Genomic DNA, 16,092 nt, shown 5'->3' with positions numbered 1-16,092 from the left:
AGTGACTTACCACATTAAATCATCAGGAATTTGATAGGCTGCGTAAGGATCTTCTTCAGCAGGAGTCGGGTTTTTATTCACATTCAAGACCACGACAGCACTTGTATCACGCTGCACGATTTTTTCAGCCACGACACGGGGCACGAGTTCATAACCATCACCAAGGCGCACAATAGCGATCATGCCATAGGCTAGACGATCTTGTAGTAATTCAGTCACGAAGATTTTTTTGATCTTGTTCTGATCGGCAAACTGATAGCTGATTTCGCCTTGTCTGCGGTCAATCCGATTCATTTCGATGAGTTGGCGAATCTGGGCTTGAATGGCTTTCTGCTCGGCTTGCTCACGCTGCTGGCGATTGAGCTGTTTGGAACGCTCTGCTTGTTCTTGTAAGGCTTTTTCAGCGAGTAACTTAGCTTCATCCACTTTCACCTCGCCCGTGCGCTTGGCTTCTTTTTGGGCCTTCGCGGTTTTTTGATGTGCGTTTTTCCGCTCCTCGCGGGCGGCTTTTTCCGCTTTCGCTTGATCAATCAAACCAGCTTTGAGAAGTTGGTCTTTTAAGGAAGTCATGGTTTTAGTATCCACCACTGCTGAAAGAGGCGAGTAGTATAGCATTGCTTAGGGGGGGGGGAGGTTAATTTACAATGCACTGATGCTATTTCAGGGATAGACAATCTGTAATTTCTGTCACTTTTTATAGTTGGTCATTCTGGTATTCTTATTTTTTTGCCAAGTTTTGAGACAAGAAGATGCCTCATTTTCGTCCTTTGTTTTCATTCTCTAATGAAGATTTGGAGCTATTATTTGCCAAGTGCGATAATGATGCTGCACAACTTCATAAATTACATGAGGAGTTGAGTCAACGTACAACAAAACGTGCAGCAAAACTCCGTTCGCAAGTAGAAAAACAACTGAAATCAGCAAAAATAGAACGATTGGTCAACAAACTACCTGAGCAAATACCGATTCTACTTTCTTCTCCCTCTTCTGTTTTAGAAGAATTAGCCAGTCCTTTGTTATCAACAAAAGCTCAAATATCTACACTTCCTCCGATTTGCTGTAAGCAAAATGACTCGCCAGAGCCGCAAGCATTCCCTCCGGTAACCAACATCTCCGAAAACATATTGTCAGCATGGACGTCGTTGGAAGTGCTTTCCCCACAAAATTTTAACCGTCCTGAAGATTTGGCAAGTGGTGATAAGTCACGAGTTGTGGGATTCAATCAGGGATTGCCTTGGGAAAAAGGTGAGAAGTCTCGCCCAAATTTCCGTCTTTATTATCAGATTATATTAGGGACGTTGAAGTTAGAGCCAGCCGTGAATTGTCTGATTGAGCGTTATGGTGATACACGTCCAGAAAAACCAAGTATGTGTGGTAAAGCAGCACTGGCTATTGTGGTTGTCAACCAAAAAGGGCAACTTGTTGAATCGCCTGCGGTTGGTGTTTCCAGCTTTGCTTGGGGAGTCATGCAAGCATTGAACAGCGATTTGTCTGGGTTGGCGCAATGGTCAGATGTTGAAGATCAACTGGTTGAAAAGACCGAAAGCATTTTGTTGGGTGGCGCAATTGGCAAGGACGACCAAGAGAAAAGACGAGAAATGCCGATTTCACATCAGGTGCTGTTCGCTGCCTACGAAACGCTGGTTAAGACTTTAGGGTTGCCGTTTGAGTGGGTTGAAGCCCCAGATTTTGCCATTCGCGCTTATGCTTACTTCAAAGATCCAAGCTCACCAGAGCCACTGTTATTAAACAGTTTCTTTTTGAAAGACCTTGCATTGGCTCGGCAAGTATTGCCGAAAGGACAGTGTAAGAGCCTTCAGCAGTATCTTGGCGTTATGCGCCACAAGGACAGGATTGATTTATGCTTGGATGAGGCAGCGTTGAGCAATGCGGTAAGTCCGCAATCAACACCGTTGGCACGTTGGCCTAGTCAGGGAAATCATCCACTAGTGCTGCTTCAGCAAGCAGCGGTCAATTTAGCGTTTCAGGAAACACAGGACGGGGGATTGCTGGGTATCAATGGGCCTCCCGGAACAGGTAAAACAACGTTGCTACGGGATTTGGTTGCGGGTGTCATCACGCAACGGGCGGAGGTAATGGCAAAGTTTGATGACCCTACCAGTGTTTTTGAACACTCAGGCCAAAAAATCAAAGTCGGCAACGGGTGGCTTCACTTATATCGAGTGGCCGAATCATTACGAGGCTTTGAATTATTGGTCGCTTCTTCCAATAACAAAGCGGTAGAGAACGTGAGTGCTGAATTGCCGGGTTTGAAGGCTATTGCTGATGAAGCTTCTGGATTACGTTACTTCAAAGTTTTGTCTGACCAGTTACACCAAACCGAAACATGGGGTGCAATCGCCGCAGTTTTGGGGAATACCAAAAATCGCAGCCAATTCAAGCAAGACTTTTGGTGGGATGATGATTATGGTTTGAACAGCTACTTACAGGCAGCATCCGGTACAAAGCCACAAATAGAAGTGGTTGACCCACAAACAGGTGAAATTACTTATAGACCACCGTACATCGTTGAGATGGAAAAGCCACCTACGAATGTTGATGATGCAGCAAAAAGCTGGAAAAGCGCCCGTAATGATTTTCTCGCTGCTTTGGATAAAAGCCGCCAGATTCAGAAATGGTTGGAAGGATTGCGTCAAGAAATGGAGCAACTCTCCATTTTTGCCCGAAACGAAGTAGATGCTTTGGCAAAACGTGACCAACTGACGGGTGAGGTCTATCGCTGTGAAGTAGATGTCTCTAGTGTGCAGAATCGTCATACGGCTGCTGACCTTCAACGTCAACGTGTGACAGAAGATTTGGAGAGCCATCAGCAGGTCAAACCAGGATTTTGGGCAAGATTGTTCCGTACCCAATCTGCCAAAGCGTGGGTAAAAAGGCTTGCCTCTATACAAGTCAGTTGCCGTGAAGCGGAAACGCATTGTGCCGAATGGGGCAAGAAATTACAGCAGTTAGACAGGCAGTTGCAGCAGCTAACCAATGAGAAAAATAATGCTGAAATGGCTTGGCAAGTGGCTTGGAATCGACATAAACAGGCCAAGCAAAGTATCGCTGATGCCCAACAGAAATATGGCGTTCTGTTCACTGATACCGAGTTTTTCGCACTGGAAAACAATGAACGACAGAAAAAAACACCGTGGTTTCCGGCTGCTGCCCAGCGTTCACGCGATGACGTTTTTATTGCGGCAATGGCATTGCATCGGGCATTTATCGACGTAGCCGCTAAACCTTTGCGGCATAACCTCGGTGCTTTGATGAATGTGTTTACGAATCAGACACTACCGGATGCACAAAAGCAGGCGTTGCTTCCTGATTTGTGGACTTCATTGTTTTTGGTCGTGCCGTTAATTTCAACAACGTTCGCTTCGGTGAACCGGATGCTTGGTAAACTGCCGCTGAATAGTTTGGGATGGCTGTTGGTGGATGAAGCGGGTCAGGCTTTGCCACAAGCTGTTGTGGGGGCGATGTTGCGTACCCGTCGTGCTGTTATCGTGGGTGATCCCATCCAGATTGAGCCAATTGTGATGTTGCCGCCAACTTTAACTGGGGCGATTTGCCGTCGTTTTGGCGTTGATCCTGATCATTATAATGCTCCTACCGCTTCGGTACAGACTCTGGCAGATGCTGCTTCTCGGTATATGACGGAGATTGAAGGCAAGATCGGTAATCGTAGTGTGGGCGTGCCGTTATTAGTGCATCGCCGTTGTGCAGAACCTATGTTCGGTATTTCAAATGCGGTGGCGTATTCCAACCTAATGGTATCTGCCAAACAGCCTAAAGCCTCGACTATTCGGGATGTACTTGGTGCTTCACGCTGGATTCATATCCAAGGGGGAAGTACTGAAGACAAATGGAGTGAAGATGAAGGTAACGAAGTGCTACGTTTACTCCAGAAAATGGTTCAGGGACGTGCAAAACCTGATATTTATATCGTTACACCTTTCGTCATTGTTGCAGATCATCTGCGTCAGAAATTGCGTGAGAGCAAGATTCTTGATGGATGGGTTGATGATCCTTGGCGCTGGGCGAATGATCGGGTTGGGACGGTACATACCGTGCAAGGGCGTGAGGCTGAAGCGGTGATTTTTGTTTTGGGTGCGCCCCTGCCATCCCAAACGGGAGCGCGAGGTTGGGCTGGTGGGCGACCTAACTTATTGAATGTTGCGGTAACACGCGCTAAAGAAGTGTTGTATGTCATTGGTAATCGCAACCTTTGGAAAGATGCGGGGCTGTTTCGTGAGCTGGATAAGCGGACTCAGTAAAAAGCATATGTCTAATTAAAGAAATGGTTTTAATTTTTTTGATGAGTTAACTATAACTACAAATTAAATTATTATTCGCACTTCAAAGAAATAACATGCTTGCTTTATGTTAGGTATTGAGTAGAGCTGCAAATTTTTTCTACCGAATGATTAAAATGTTAGCAGTGAAGCCCTGTAAAGGAAATTAGCCAAACTCCTGATACCAAACTTACAGAAGTGTTAGATTTTATCCATGACTTTCGGCTGGGCTTGCAGGCATCCCAGAGCTTTAGCAGCCAACACAAGTCATACCATCCGAGAGTTTTTTGGAGGAGCTAAAGCGTTGTATCCGTCAGCTCAACCTCGCTCCTTTGGGGGATTTTGGCCTGAACTTAAGCGGCTATCGCTTTAATCGCGAGGAAGCGAAGGAGCGTTGATTATTTCCTTTCCTCCAGTAACCAGTACCGTACCGAGGTAGGCGGGTGTGCGAATTTGGGGTGGATTTGATAAAGTAAGTCAGCTTCAATGAATCATGATAAACGATCAATTGGCTATTAGCTCATAGTTGCCTGTTTGCAGCATAGCAGTTCAGGCAAGGCGACTCCAAGAAATTGCCATTACGTGTATAATCGTTTCAATCTTATTGAAAACACGCGGTCAGAGGATGCCACAAAGAGACGAAACGCACCAATTTGTCAGAGAAGCCTTGGTTAAGGATGGCTGGCAAATTACAGATGATCCTTATGTCATATCCTACGGTGAGCGTTTTTTGTTTGTCGATCTTGGTGCAGCCTATTCCCCGGCTGTTAGCCAGTTTATCGGTGCTCAACGGCGAGATCAGAAGATTGCAGTAGAGATCAAAGAGTTTCGAGGTAAATCGGCCATTAACAATTTGGAGCAAGCGATTGGGCAGTATATCCTGTATCAATTGCTACTCAAGCAAGTTGATCCCAAGCGCAAAGTGTATCTCGCTATTTCAGACATCGCGTATGCTGAGATATTCAGTGAACCGATTGGTGAGTTGGTGATTAACGAGCTACCAATGGATTTAATCGTCATTGATATGCAGGAAAAAGAGGTGAAGAAATGGATACGGAAAACTACCGCGCGGCAGTAAAGCATGTCATTCAAATCTATGCCAGATTTCGCCCTTCTCATGGCAATATTCGGCTAGATACCCTGTTTGACGAAACTCAAGACCGCTACGCACTGATGCAAGCGGGTTGGGATCGGGGTAGGCGGGTGCGCGGCAACCTGATCTACATTACCTTTCAGGATGGTAAGGTAGTAGTCGAATATGACGGCATTGAACATGGCATCACGGACGACCTAATCCGCCAAGGCGTGGATGAAAAAGACATCATACTGGCGTTTTTGGATGAGCCGGATATTGCCGTTGCAGCCTAAAAGAGTTCATAAAATGGACAAATAGGATCTAGTTGTGCGTTATTGAAAATCCGTGAGCGGCAATCGAGCCACCCACCGTCTGCGTCTGCTGCTAAAGAAGATCAGTTAATGAAACACAGCGATTTTCATATAGGTATAGAGTTTTTCACCGCCTCCGGCAAGTGACGTTGTAACGATGTGGGTACTCGTGTGATCGTGGCAGTTTCGCTCGAACCGAGGGCAATAGTACGCATCTCTACTGACCCGACTGGTAAGCAAGTGAAGAAAATTTTTGTCAGCGACGACTTACGTGACCTGAATGGGTCGCCCTATGATGTGGCTGAATATGTATTTGACGTATACGATCTGAATGGCTGTTCCTTTGATCTTGCTGATTTCGTTTAGCGGGTACAAGATTAACCAGCCACCACTCATCCACGCGCACATTGCTTCTGTATTGCTTTGAATCGCCCTGTCCATCCTTCTTATCATGCTTGAGTTGCCCTACCTAAAGCTTATGCGGCCCCTCTCATGCCCTGTAGCGTACAACTTAATCAGGAGTACCATCCGTTTCCCTTCATGCTTGAGTTGCCCTACTTAAAGCTTATGCGACCCCTCTCATGCCCTGTAGCGTACAACTTAATCAGGAGCACCATCCGTTTCCCTCCAAAGCCAACTACACTCGTTACTAGAGTGTTAACATCAAAATCGAATCATTCAGAATGAAAAAATATTGGCTATATCTGTGCCTAGGTGTCCTCAGCCTAGTGCTTATGGGTTGTGGGGCGCGTTCTGCAAGTCCAGTGAAGGCAACTAAAGTAGTGGGGGGCTTAGATCATCCTTGGTCTATGGCTTTTCTACCCGAGAATGAGATTTTAATTACTGAGCGCAGTGGGCAGTTGCGCAGTGTGAAAAAGGGTAAGTTATCCCCCCCTATTACAGGTGTTCCAAAGGTCTATGCACAAGGTCAGGGGGGCTTATTAGGCGTTGCAGCTCATCCACAGTTTCCTAAAAACCGATTAATTTATCTCGCCTATAGTGCCTCTGGTGAAGGTGGCGCAAGTACCGAACTGGTACGCGCTCAATATTATCAAGGCAAATTAACTAATCTACAAAAGCTCTTTATTGCCCTCCCTAAACTTGAAAGTGCACATCATTTTGGTGGGCGTTTACTGTTTGATAAGCAAGGTTATTTATATCTCACGTTAGGCGAGCGTGGCCAACAAGAGCTTGCCCAAGATACCAGTAATCATGCAGGTGGGGTGGTACGCTTAAAGGATGATGGTCGTGTGCCTGAGACTAATCCGTTAAGAGGTAAAGCAGGTGCTGCACCAGAGTTATTCACCTACGGGCATCGTAATGTGCAAGGGATTGCTTTAAATCCTAGCAATGGTCAAGTGTGGACGCATGAACATGGCCCCCAAGGGGGTGATGAAATTAATATCCTCAAAGCAGGTGCAAATTATGGTTGGCCGGTGATTACTTATGGTGAGGAATACGGTGGTGGATCAGTGGGGGAGGGCAAAACTAAACAAGCGGGTATGGAACAGCCTGTCTATTATTGGACGCCTTCCATCGCACCCTCGGGTATGACTTTCTATAGCGGTGATAAATATTCAGGCTGGAATGGCAGTGTTTTTGTTGGTTCTCTCAAATTTTCTAAGCTAGTCCGTTTAACTTTAGTCGGTGGTAAAGTTGCTGCTGAGGAAAGTTTGCTCGAAGATGAACTAGGGCGCATTCGTGATGTTCAACAAGGCCCAGATGGCTATCTGTATCTCTTAAATGATGAAAGCAAGGGTAGTTTATATCGCTTAGAACCGAGTCAATAAGTCTAAACCCTGTTGGCTAACTAGATTTTGCGCTAGGATGCGAGCTTCGTTATTTAGGATCTAATCATGCTGCTGATTCCTGCTATCGACCTGAAAGACGGTCAATGTGTGCGCCTGCGTCAGGGGCGTATGGAGGATACGACGGTATTCTCTGCTAATCCTGTGGATGTTGCCCAGCGTTGGGTGGATGCAGGCGCACGTCGCTTACATTTGGTCGATTTAAATGGCGCCTTTGAAGGCAAGCCGGTCAATGGTGAGGTGGTGCGTGCAGTCGCGGCTAAGTTCCCCGATTTACCGGTGCAAATCGGTGGTGGGATTCGTGATGCAGCGACGGTTGCCGCTTATCTAGAGGCTGGCGTGCAGTTTTGTATTATTGGTACGAAAGCCGTGCAAGATCCACAGTTTGTAGTCGAACTCTGTAAACAGTTTTCGGGGCATATTATCGTCGGAATTGATGCGAAGAATGGCATGGTGGCTACCGATGGTTGGGCGGAAGTCTCACAAGTGACTGCAATTGATTTGGCTAAACAATTTGAGCAAGCGGGTGTGAGCGCGATTGTTTATACCGATATTGCGCGTGATGGCATGATGACGGGTGTGAATGTTGAAGAGACTGCCAAACTCGCTGCCAGTATTTCGATTCCAGTGATTGCCTCGGGTGGTGTTACGAATCTTGATGATATTAAAGCGCTACTTGCGGTGGAGGATAAAGGCGTGATGGGCAGCATTTTGGGTCGCTCTATTTATGAAGGCACAATTGATTTAGCGGAAGCACAACGCTTAGTGGATGGAGTGTAGTTATGGGCTTAGCTAAGCGCATTATTCCTTGCCTGGATGTTGATAATGGGCGTGTGGTGAAGGGGGTCAACTTCGTCGATATTCGCGATGCGGGCGACCCTGTGGAAATTGCGGCTCGTTATAATCGTGAAGGTGCAGATGAGATTACTTTCCTCGATATTACCGCTAGCTCCGATAATCGTGAAACCATCGTGCATGTCGTGGAGGCGGTCGCTTCCCAAGTTTTTATTCCACTGACGGTCGGTGGCGGGATTCGTAAATTAGATGATGTACGCCGCATGTTAAATGCGGGGGCGGATAAAGTTGGAATTAATACGGCAGCGATTACCAATCCCGAATTAGTCCGCGAAGCCACAGATTATTTCGGTTCACAATGCATTGTGGTCGCCATTGATGCCAAACGCGTAAGTGAGGCGGGTGAGCCTTTACGCTGGGAAGTATTCACGCATGGCGGACGCAAACGCACCGGGATTGATGCTGTGGCTTGGGCTGAAAAAATGGCCGCTTATGGTGCAGGTGAGTTATTAGTTACCAGTATGGATCGCGATGGTACCAAAAGTGGTTTCGATCTAGTACTGATGGCTGAGATTAATGAGCGGGTTTCAGTACCTTTAATTGCTTCTGGTGGCGTGGGTAATTTACAGCATTTAGCGGATGGCGTATTAAAAGGTGGCGCTGATGCGGTGTTAGCCGCTAGTATTTTTCACTTTGGCGAATATACCGTAGGCCAAGCCAAGGAATTTATGGCGGCGCAAGGTATCGAAATGCGCTTATAAATAATATTAAGGAGCCTTCATGCTGCAAGTTGATAAGCAGTTAATTGCCGAACGAAAAGAACAATTAGAGTTAGTCCGTCACACGCTTAAGCAGCATTTTATCGGGATCGATAAAATCATTGATGATTTAATTGGTTATATCCAAGTCTGGTATTTAATGCCAGAGTTGTTGCAGCGCCCAGTAATTGTCAATCTTTGGGGTATGACTGGTGTTGGCAAAACCGATTTAGTACGCAAACTAGTTCGTGCACTCAATTTTCAAGAGCGCTTTGCTGAAATTGAGCTATCGAATATCGATCAGACGTTTTGGCACTCTTCGGTTTCCTCTATCTTAGATAAACGTGAGCTGCATGATAGCAAGCCCTGTATTCTTTTATTTGACGAAATTCAACGCTTTAATACGATTGATGTTGAGGGCAAACCGCTCGCTCAATCACGTTTCATGGATTTCTGGAGCTTACTATCAGATGGCTATCTAACCCGTTATGATCAAGAAGCCAATGATATTGATAATTTCCTCGCTCGTTATTTTTGGGAGCGTAAGCGTAAGAAAAAGCGTTTAGACGCGGGGGAAGAGCCTGAAGTCAGTTATGAGCCTTATGAACATTATATTAGCTCGTATGACTTATTATCTTTCAAGAAAACCCTGAATTTGGATATTGATTTAGAGTCACTCTTTGAGCTGCCTGAGCCTGAACTAGTCAATCTATTGCTGAATGCGAAAAAGAAAAAAACCCTGTATGAGCCGATTAACCATGCACAGACTTTAGTGATTATTTCAGGGAATTTGGATGAGGCGTTTTCGGTTGCACGCGATGCCGCCGAAGCGGATGTCGATGCGGATATTTTCCATGCCATCAGCAGCAAAGTGACTTTAATGGATGTGAAAAATGCGCTGTTACGCAAATTCCGTCCTGAGCAAGTGGCACGTTTTGGCAATATTCACCTCATTTATCCGAGCTTACGTAAGCAAGATTTCCAAGCCTTGATTGCACGTGAAGTTAAGCGTATCCAGCAAGAAACCTATACACGTACTGGTATTCAATTAAGCATTGATCACAGTATGGAGGCGCTAATTTATCGCAATGGGGTATTCCCAGCCCAAGGCGTGCGTCCGGTATTTTCCAGTGTCACCGATATTTTAGAGGTCAATTTATCTAATCTGCTATTACAAGCACTCACTACTGAGGCTGATTGCATAGCACTACGCTATGATACTGTGGCCAAGCAAATTGTGGCTCAAGTGGGTGAGCAAGAGGTTAAAGTGGCTTTTGAAGGGCGTATTGATCAGATTCGCGCTAGTAATCAAGCGGCTGCCACGGCGAATATTAGTGTGCATGAAGCCGGACATGCTGTTTTGTATATGGCTTTATTTAAACTGGTGCCAATGCAATTGCAAAGCCGGATTGCGAATAGTTATGCAGGTGGCTTCACTTTCCCTCATCAAATTTATCGTACTAAGCAAACCATGCTAGATATGATCAAGATTTTTCTAGCCGGTGGTTTGGCAGAAGAATTAATCTTCGGTGCGAATGAAGCGTCGATTGGGCGCTCACAGGATCGCGAAGAGGCGTCCATTATTGCGCTGGATTACATGCGCCGTTATGGCTTCGATGATGGCTTCCAAGCTTGTTATGTGATGGAGGATCATGCCCATCGTATGAAGAAGGAAATTACCGATGCGGCGGTTGAGCAAATAATTGTGGCGCAAGTTGAGGTAGCCCGCAGTTTATTGTTAAAACATGAGCTGCTCTTGGTGGAGTTAGCACAGAAGTTAGCAGTGACAGGGAAGCTTGAAGTACAAGTGATTGCAGAGATTGCCCAAGCTCATGGCTTAGGGGTGAGCATACAGGATGAGAATTATTTGCATGTTCCCGCTTATGATAAACACTTAGATTCTGCTAATTTATCTGCTGGCAATTGTTCTTAAGCGGTTTCTTCGCGCATAATGCGCCCATGATGAATGATGCGATACTTTCACAATTAGCGCAGGTACTAGAAGAGCGTAAGCAAGCTGCGCCTGACAGCTCTTATGTCGCTAAATTGTATGGCAAAGGCTTGGATGCCATCCTCAAGAAAATTGGTGAGGAAGCCACAGAAACTGTTATGGCTGCGAAAGATGGCGATAAAGAAAAAATCATCTATGAAGTTGCTGATTTATGGTTTCATAGTTTAGTGCTCTTAGCCCAGCAAAATTTACACCCGCAAGACGTGCTGAAAGAATTAGAACGTCGTTTCGGCTTATCAGGCTTGGCTGAGAAAGCCAGTCGACCCTCTTAAAACGATAGGATGATGAACTACTATGCATTTTAGTCCTTTACAATTAGTCCTGATCTTAGTGATTGTTATTCTCCTGTTTGGGACTAAAAAATTGCGTAGCATGGGCGGCGATTTGGGCGAAGCTTTCAAAAACTTCCGTAAAGCAGTCAAAGATGGTGATGAAGCGCCCGAGGCTGAAAAAACAGCTCAGCAGATTCCACCTACGCCTAATGTCACTCCGAATGTGCAAGGCAATGTGATTGATGTACAGGCTCGGGAAAAAGACAAAGTCTAAACTTAGGCGCTAACATGTTTGAAACTAGCTTTCTGGAAATGTTGGTGATTGGCATCGTGGCTTTATTAGTCATTGGCCCTGAGCGTTTGCCGACGGTCGCTCGCACGGTTGGCTTATGGGTAGGTAAAGCGCGGCGCTTAATTGCTCATACTCGCGCTGATATTGAACGAGAGCTAGGTACGGAAGAGTTACGCTCGATGCTTTATAAGCAAGAGGAAGAGCTGCGTAACTTACGTGTGTTGATGAACGACCAAGTCGATACAGCAAAGAAGGAAATCGAAACGCATGTTAAATCAGACTAAGGGTGCTGAGAATGCTGGTGAAAAAGCATTTTTAGAGCATCTGATTGAACTGCGTGATCGCCTGTTACGGATTGTGCTGGTTCTAGGCGCAGTCTTTATCTGCTTAACGCCTTTCGCGCAAGATCTCTACAATTGGCTCTCTGACCCATTAGTGCGTAACTTGCCACAAGGCGAGAAACTGATTGCGATAGGTGTCGCTTCTCCTTTTCTGGTACCGTTTAAATTAGCCTTGATGGTCGCTTTTCTGTTGACCCTGCCTTATACCTTCTATCAAGTTTGGGTGTTTATTGCCCCCGGCTTGTATCAGCATGAAAAGAAAATGGTCACACCATTGCTGCTATCGAGCGTGGGGCTATTTTATGTTGGGATGGCGTTTGCCTATTTTTTTGTGATTCCGATGATTTCTAAGGCTGCAGTAGCTTTTGCTCCAGCGAATGTGAATCCAACACCTGATATAGCCACCTATCTCGATTTTACCGTAGCGATGTTTTTGGCTTTTGGATTAAGTTTTGAGACACCGGTGGCAACCATACTATTGATTCGGATGGGAATTGTTAGTGTAGAAGCTTTAGCCAAGGCGCGTCCTTATATTATTGTGGGCGCTTTCACGATTGCGATGTTCCTTACACCTCCCGATGTGGTGTCGCAAATTATGATGGCTGTACCCATTTGGCTCTTGTTTGAAGTGGGATTATTCCTAGGTCGGACTGTTGCTAAAAAGCGCAGCGATGCTGAGACTGAAAATGACTATATTGGCTCAACAGCTTTAGTAGCTAGCGCAGCAGCTAGTACCGCTAGTCTTCTCCAGTCTGGTGAAGATATTGAAAGCTTAGATCAAACTGATAATACGCAGAATTCTGCAGAATATTGGCAGGATGATAAGTATAGTTTTAAGGAAATGGACGATGATGAGTTTCGCCCATTAACGGATGAAGAATTAGAGGCTGAGTTAGATAAAGCTGCTAAACAGCAGGCGGAGCTGGATGAGCAAGGACGTTATGCGGCTGGTGATCAGCCCACTAATCAGCCAATTCCACCCAAAGATTAAAGATGCGCGAGTAACTTAGCTACTCGTCCCAAGTATTTGAGTGATCATGACACAAACCACTTTAGCTCCACGTCGTAATGTTATTTTGATTATTTTGGATGGCTTCGGCGTCAATCCAAGCAAAAAATATAATGCGGTTTATGAGGCGAACACGCCTAATTTAGATAGTTATTTCGGTAAGTATCCACATACTACTTTAATGGCTTCAGGGCGCTCAGTAGGTTTGCCAGATGGACAAATGGGTAATTCTGAAGTTGGGCATATGACTATTGGTTGTGGTGCTATCCTCAAGCAAGATCTAGTGCGCTTAGATGATGCGGTTGCCGATGGCAGTTTAGCGGTTAATCCCGTATTGTCGGCGGCTTTGCAAAAAGCCAAAGCTCAAAAGCGGCCGCTACATTTGATTGGTTTGGTTTCTGACGGTGGTGTGCATAGTCATCTCAATCACTTAGAAGGTTTATTACGTGCTTGCAAACAGCATGAAGTGATCCCTGTAGTGCATGCAATTACTGATGGGCGTGATACCGCACCACGGGTAGCGAAAACTTTCATTGCGCGTGTACAAACCATTCTGGCAGAAACTGGCGGGCAGATTGCGAGTATCTGCGGGCGCTTCTATGCGATGGATCGGGACAAACGCTGGGAACGTACTAAACTGGCTTGGGATGCTTATGTACATGGCATTGGCACGCTTGCCACTGATCCTTTAACTGCTATTGATGACGCTTACGCAACCGATCAAGGTGATGAGTTTATTACTCCACGCTTGATGCCGAATGCTGAATTGATGCGCGGTGGTGATCAGGTTTTATTCTTCAATTTCCGTAATGATCGCCCACGACAAATGTCAGAAGCTTTGGCTTTAGCAGCCTTTAAAGGCTTTGAGCGGGGTGACTTTGGGTTAGTTGAGCTAACCACACTCACTGAATACGATGAAAAATACCCGATGCCAGTCATGTTCGCCCCTGAACGTCCGAGCACTAATATTGCTGAGGCTGTCAGTGCCGCAGGTTGTAAGCAGTTCCATTGTTCAGAAACTGAAAAGTATGCGCATGTGACCTTTTTCTTCAATAGTGGTCGTGAACTACCTTATGCAGGTGAAGATCGTTTGGTGATTCCTTCGCCTAAAGTCGAAACCTATGATCTCAAACCAGAAATGAGCGCTCCTGAAGTGGCAGATGCAGTCGTGGTGGCTTTGAATAAAAATGAATACAGTTTTATCGTGGTTAATTTCGCGAATGGCGATATGGTTGGGCATACGGCTGTTCCGGGGGCAGTGGTTAAAGCCGTGGAGGCTTTAGATCGTGAAGTCGGGCGAGTATTAGATGCAGCAGTAGCGAATGAATATTCAGTACTATTAACGGCAGATCATGGTAATTGTGATGAATATATCGATCCTCTAACCGGTGAGCCAAATACTCAGCATACAGTTTATCCGGTGCCATGTTTGCTAATTGATCAAGTCAATTGGCGTTTAAGTACGGGTGGTGGTTTGAGTAATATCGCGCCAACTTTATTGCAATTAATGGGCATTCCTAAACCAACAGCGATGACAGGCACGAGTTTATTGCTAGAACCGATTTAACTTGCTTTATTAATTAGAACTCTGTTGAGTTAATTGACAAAAGCTAAACTTTTATCGGCCTAAGTTCTGGGTAATTGAGTATAATTGGCGCATTCAAAAGTTAATAAAAGGATGCAGCCATGCGCTCTAGCGGACGAAACCCAGATCAAATGCGCCCGGTGCGGTTTACTCGACATTACACTTGCCATGCCGAAGGTTCGGTGTTGGTAGAATTTGGTAATACTAAAGTGCTGTGTACAGCTACTGTTGAAGACAGAGTACCCCCTTTCCTCAAAGGTAAAGGTCAGGGTTGGGTCACAGCAGAATATGGCATGTTACCGCGTTCAACCAATACGCGCGTGCAGCGTGAGGCGGCTAAAGGCAAGCAGTCGGGTCGCACTATGGAAATTCAGCGCTTAATTGGGCGTGCTTTGCGGGCAGTGGTGGATTTAGAAGCCTTAGGTGAGCGCCAAATTACTTTAGATTGTGATGTTTTGCAGGCTGATGGCGGCACACGTACTGCGTCAATTAGTGGTGCTTATGTAGCCTTGCAGGACGCTATGACTAGTTTAGTTAAGCAAGGTAAACTGAAGAAAAACCCAATTTATGGACAAGTAGCTTCAGTATCGGTAGGTATTTATCAAGGGACACCGGTATTAGATTTGGATTATGTAGAAGACTCTGCTGCTGAAACCGATATGAATATTGTCATGAATGATGCGGGACAGTTTATCGAGCTACAAGGTACGGCAGAAGGGCATGCATTCCGGCGTGAAGAGTTAGATGCGATGCTGTTCTTAGCCAATAAAGGCATTAGTGAAATCATGGAAGCGCAAAATAGGGCTTTAACGGTATGACACAACGCTTAGTTTTGGCGAGCAGTAATGCGGGTAAATTACGCGAATTTAATAGTTTACTGGCTGATTTTGGCTTTGAAGTTGTACGCCAAGCTGATTTAGGTGTCAGTGATGCTGAGGAAACTGGCCTAAGTTTTGTAGAAAATGCTTTACTTAAAGCGCGTCATGCCTCACAAGTCACAGGTTTAGCAGCTTTAGCGGATGATTCTGGTTTAGTGGTTGATGTGTTGGATGGGCAACCGGGGATTTATTCGGCTCGCTTTGCTGGGCAACCCACGAATGATGCAGCGAATAATGCGAAACTTTTGGAAGCTTTAAAGGATGTACCGGCTGAGCAGCGGGCTGCGCGTTTCCGTTGTTGTATTGTGCTAGTTCGGTATCCCACGGATCCTGTGCCGCTGATTGCGGAGGCAAGCTGGGAAGGGTGTATCTTAACTGAACTACAGGGTCAGCAAGGTTTTGGTTATGACCCGCTGTTTTATCTGCCTTTGCAGGCTTGCACAGCGGCTGAGTTAGAGGCGAGTGAGAAGAATCGAATTAGCCATCGTGGGCAAGCTTTGCAGCGTTTGCGGACTTTATTAGCGGCTTAGTTTAAGCAACATTTAATTATTTTCTGCTTAGGGTTTGAGGAGAGTGGCTTGAGTATTCCTGTAAAGCTGTGGTTGGGTATCCTAACAACTGAATAACCACTCTAAACTCCTGTTTTTGTTAGCTACTTA

General features: G+C 45.7%; 16 protein-coding genes. 15 read left to right on the top strand and 1 reads right to left on the bottom strand.

Going from position 1 to position 16,092, the window contains the following annotated elements; all coding sequences use genetic code 11:
• Positions 1-6: 6 nt before the first annotated feature.
• Positions 7-570, bottom strand: a complete 564-nt coding sequence (locus tag Q0307_RS12985) for a DUF2058 domain-containing protein (RefSeq protein ID WP_298661206.1) — start codon at positions 568-570, stop codon at positions 7-9.
• 179 nt (positions 571-749) lie between these two features.
• On the opposite strand from Q0307_RS12985, the gene Q0307_RS12980 reads away from it, so the two are divergent.
• The 15 genes from Q0307_RS12980 to rdgB all read left to right on the top strand — a co-directional run bounded on the left by Q0307_RS12980 (position 750) and on the right by rdgB (position 15,963).
• Positions 750-4,280 (top strand): AAA domain-containing protein, encoded by a 3,531-nt coding sequence (locus Q0307_RS12980; RefSeq protein WP_298661205.1) that lies wholly within the window; start codon positions 750-752, stop codon positions 4,278-4,280.
• A gap of 643 nt (positions 4,281-4,923) precedes the next feature.
• A complete protein-coding gene (locus Q0307_RS12975; protein ID WP_298661204.1) occupies positions 4,924-5,376 on the top strand; it encodes a XisH family protein in 453 nt (150 codons plus the stop codon).
• Positions 5,346-5,666, top strand: coding sequence for an element excision factor XisI family protein (locus tag Q0307_RS12970; protein WP_298661203.1), 321 nt, complete (start codon positions 5,346-5,348; stop codon positions 5,664-5,666). Before Q0307_RS12975 ends, Q0307_RS12970 begins: the two co-directional genes overlap by 31 nt.
• A 189-nt stretch (positions 5,667-5,855) precedes the next feature.
• On the top strand, positions 5,856-6,050 hold the full coding sequence (locus tag Q0307_RS12965; RefSeq protein ID WP_298661202.1) for a hypothetical protein: 195 nt from the start codon (positions 5,856-5,858) through the stop codon (positions 6,048-6,050).
• 317 nt (positions 6,051-6,367) lie between these two features.
• Positions 6,368-7,474: a PQQ-dependent sugar dehydrogenase gene (locus Q0307_RS12960; protein WP_298661201.1), complete on the top strand. Its 1,107-nt coding sequence runs from the start codon at positions 6,368-6,370 to the stop codon at positions 7,472-7,474.
• Positions 7,475-7,540: 66 nt separating this feature from the next.
• Complete coding sequence (hisA, locus tag Q0307_RS12955) at positions 7,541-8,272, top strand: 1-(5-phosphoribosyl)-5-[(5-phosphoribosylamino)methylideneamino]imidazole-4-carboxamide isomerase (protein ID WP_298661200.1); 732 nt, start codon at positions 7,541-7,543, stop codon at positions 8,270-8,272.
• Positions 8,273-8,274: 2 nt separating this feature from the next.
• Complete coding sequence (gene hisF / locus Q0307_RS12950) at positions 8,275-9,048, top strand: imidazole glycerol phosphate synthase subunit HisF (protein ID WP_298661199.1); 774 nt, start codon at positions 8,275-8,277, stop codon at positions 9,046-9,048.
• Positions 9,049-9,067: 19 nt separating this feature from the next.
• A complete protein-coding gene (locus Q0307_RS12945) occupies positions 9,068-10,978 on the top strand; it encodes an AAA family ATPase (RefSeq protein ID WP_298661198.1) in 1,911 nt (636 codons plus the stop codon).
• Between the two features lie 29 nt (positions 10,979-11,007).
• A complete protein-coding gene (locus tag Q0307_RS12940; protein WP_298661260.1) occupies positions 11,008-11,328 on the top strand; it encodes a phosphoribosyl-ATP diphosphatase in 321 nt (106 codons plus the stop codon).
• A 22-nt stretch (positions 11,329-11,350) separates the two neighbouring features.
• On the top strand, positions 11,351-11,602 hold the full coding sequence (gene tatA, locus Q0307_RS12935) for a twin-arginine translocase TatA/TatE family subunit (RefSeq protein ID WP_298661197.1): 252 nt from the start codon (positions 11,351-11,353) through the stop codon (positions 11,600-11,602).
• Positions 11,603-11,616: 14 nt separating this feature from the next.
• The gene (gene tatB / locus Q0307_RS12930) at positions 11,617-11,904 is read left to right on the top strand and encodes a Sec-independent protein translocase protein TatB (protein WP_298661196.1); all 288 of its coding nucleotides are present in this window, start codon (positions 11,617-11,619) and stop codon (positions 11,902-11,904) included.
• On the top strand, positions 11,888-12,952 hold the full coding sequence (gene tatC / locus Q0307_RS12925) for a twin-arginine translocase subunit TatC (RefSeq protein WP_298661195.1): 1,065 nt from the start codon (positions 11,888-11,890) through the stop codon (positions 12,950-12,952). Before tatB ends, tatC begins: the two co-directional genes overlap by 17 nt.
• Before the next feature lie 46 nt (positions 12,953-12,998).
• On the top strand, positions 12,999-14,537 hold the full coding sequence (gpmI, locus tag Q0307_RS12920; RefSeq protein WP_298661194.1) for a 2,3-bisphosphoglycerate-independent phosphoglycerate mutase: 1,539 nt from the start codon (positions 12,999-13,001) through the stop codon (positions 14,535-14,537).
• 119 nt (positions 14,538-14,656) lie between these two features.
• Positions 14,657-15,373, top strand: coding sequence for a ribonuclease PH (rph, locus tag Q0307_RS12915; RefSeq protein ID WP_298661193.1), 717 nt, complete (start codon positions 14,657-14,659; stop codon positions 15,371-15,373).
• Positions 15,370-15,963 (top strand): RdgB/HAM1 family non-canonical purine NTP pyrophosphatase, encoded by a 594-nt coding sequence (gene rdgB / locus Q0307_RS12910; RefSeq protein ID WP_298661192.1) that lies wholly within the window; start codon positions 15,370-15,372, stop codon positions 15,961-15,963. The genes rph and rdgB overlap by 4 nt, the downstream gene beginning before the upstream one ends.
• Positions 15,964-16,092: the final 129 nt, after the last annotated feature.

It is taken from the genome of uncultured Thiothrix sp. (genome assembly GCF_937873765.1).
Taxonomy (GTDB): Bacteria; Pseudomonadota; Gammaproteobacteria; order Thiotrichales; family Thiotrichaceae; genus Thiolinea.
The sequence above is the reverse complement of the archived record's forward strand: the minus strand, read 5'-3'. Positions and strand labels throughout refer to the sequence as shown.

Bases quoted from the DNA above. Each gene is read 5' to 3' on its own strand.
- Q0307_RS12985 (WP_298661206.1), bottom strand. From the start codon at position 570: ATGACTTCCTTAAAAGACCAACTTCTCAAAGCTGGTTTGATTGATCAA.
- Q0307_RS12980 (WP_298661205.1), top strand. From the start codon at position 750: ATGCCTCATTTTCGTCCTTTGTTTTCATTCTCTAATGAAGATTTGGAG.
- Q0307_RS12975 (WP_298661204.1), top strand. From the start codon at position 4,924: ATGCCACAAAGAGACGAAACGCACCAATTTGTCAGAGAAGCCTTGGTT.
- Q0307_RS12970 (WP_298661203.1), top strand. From the start codon at position 5,346: ATGGATACGGAAAACTACCGCGCGGCAGTAAAGCATGTCATTCAAATC.
- Q0307_RS12960 (WP_298661201.1), top strand. From the start codon at position 6,368: ATGAAAAAATATTGGCTATATCTGTGCCTAGGTGTCCTCAGCCTAGTG.
- hisA (WP_298661200.1), top strand. From the start codon at position 7,541: ATGCTGCTGATTCCTGCTATCGACCTGAAAGACGGTCAATGTGTGCGC.
- hisF (WP_298661199.1), top strand. From the start codon at position 8,275: ATGGGCTTAGCTAAGCGCATTATTCCTTGCCTGGATGTTGATAATGGG.
- Q0307_RS12945 (WP_298661198.1), top strand. From the start codon at position 9,068: ATGCTGCAAGTTGATAAGCAGTTAATTGCCGAACGAAAAGAACAATTA.
- Q0307_RS12940 (WP_298661260.1), top strand. From the start codon at position 11,008: ATGAATGATGCGATACTTTCACAATTAGCGCAGGTACTAGAAGAGCGT.
- tatA (WP_298661197.1), top strand. From the start codon at position 11,351: ATGCATTTTAGTCCTTTACAATTAGTCCTGATCTTAGTGATTGTTATT.
- tatB (WP_298661196.1), top strand. From the start codon at position 11,617: ATGTTTGAAACTAGCTTTCTGGAAATGTTGGTGATTGGCATCGTGGCT.
- tatC (WP_298661195.1), top strand. From the start codon at position 11,888: ATGTTAAATCAGACTAAGGGTGCTGAGAATGCTGGTGAAAAAGCATTT.
- gpmI (WP_298661194.1), top strand. From the start codon at position 12,999: ATGACACAAACCACTTTAGCTCCACGTCGTAATGTTATTTTGATTATT.
- rph (WP_298661193.1), top strand. From the start codon at position 14,657: ATGCGCTCTAGCGGACGAAACCCAGATCAAATGCGCCCGGTGCGGTTT.
- rdgB (WP_298661192.1), top strand. From the start codon at position 15,370: ATGACACAACGCTTAGTTTTGGCGAGCAGTAATGCGGGTAAATTACGC.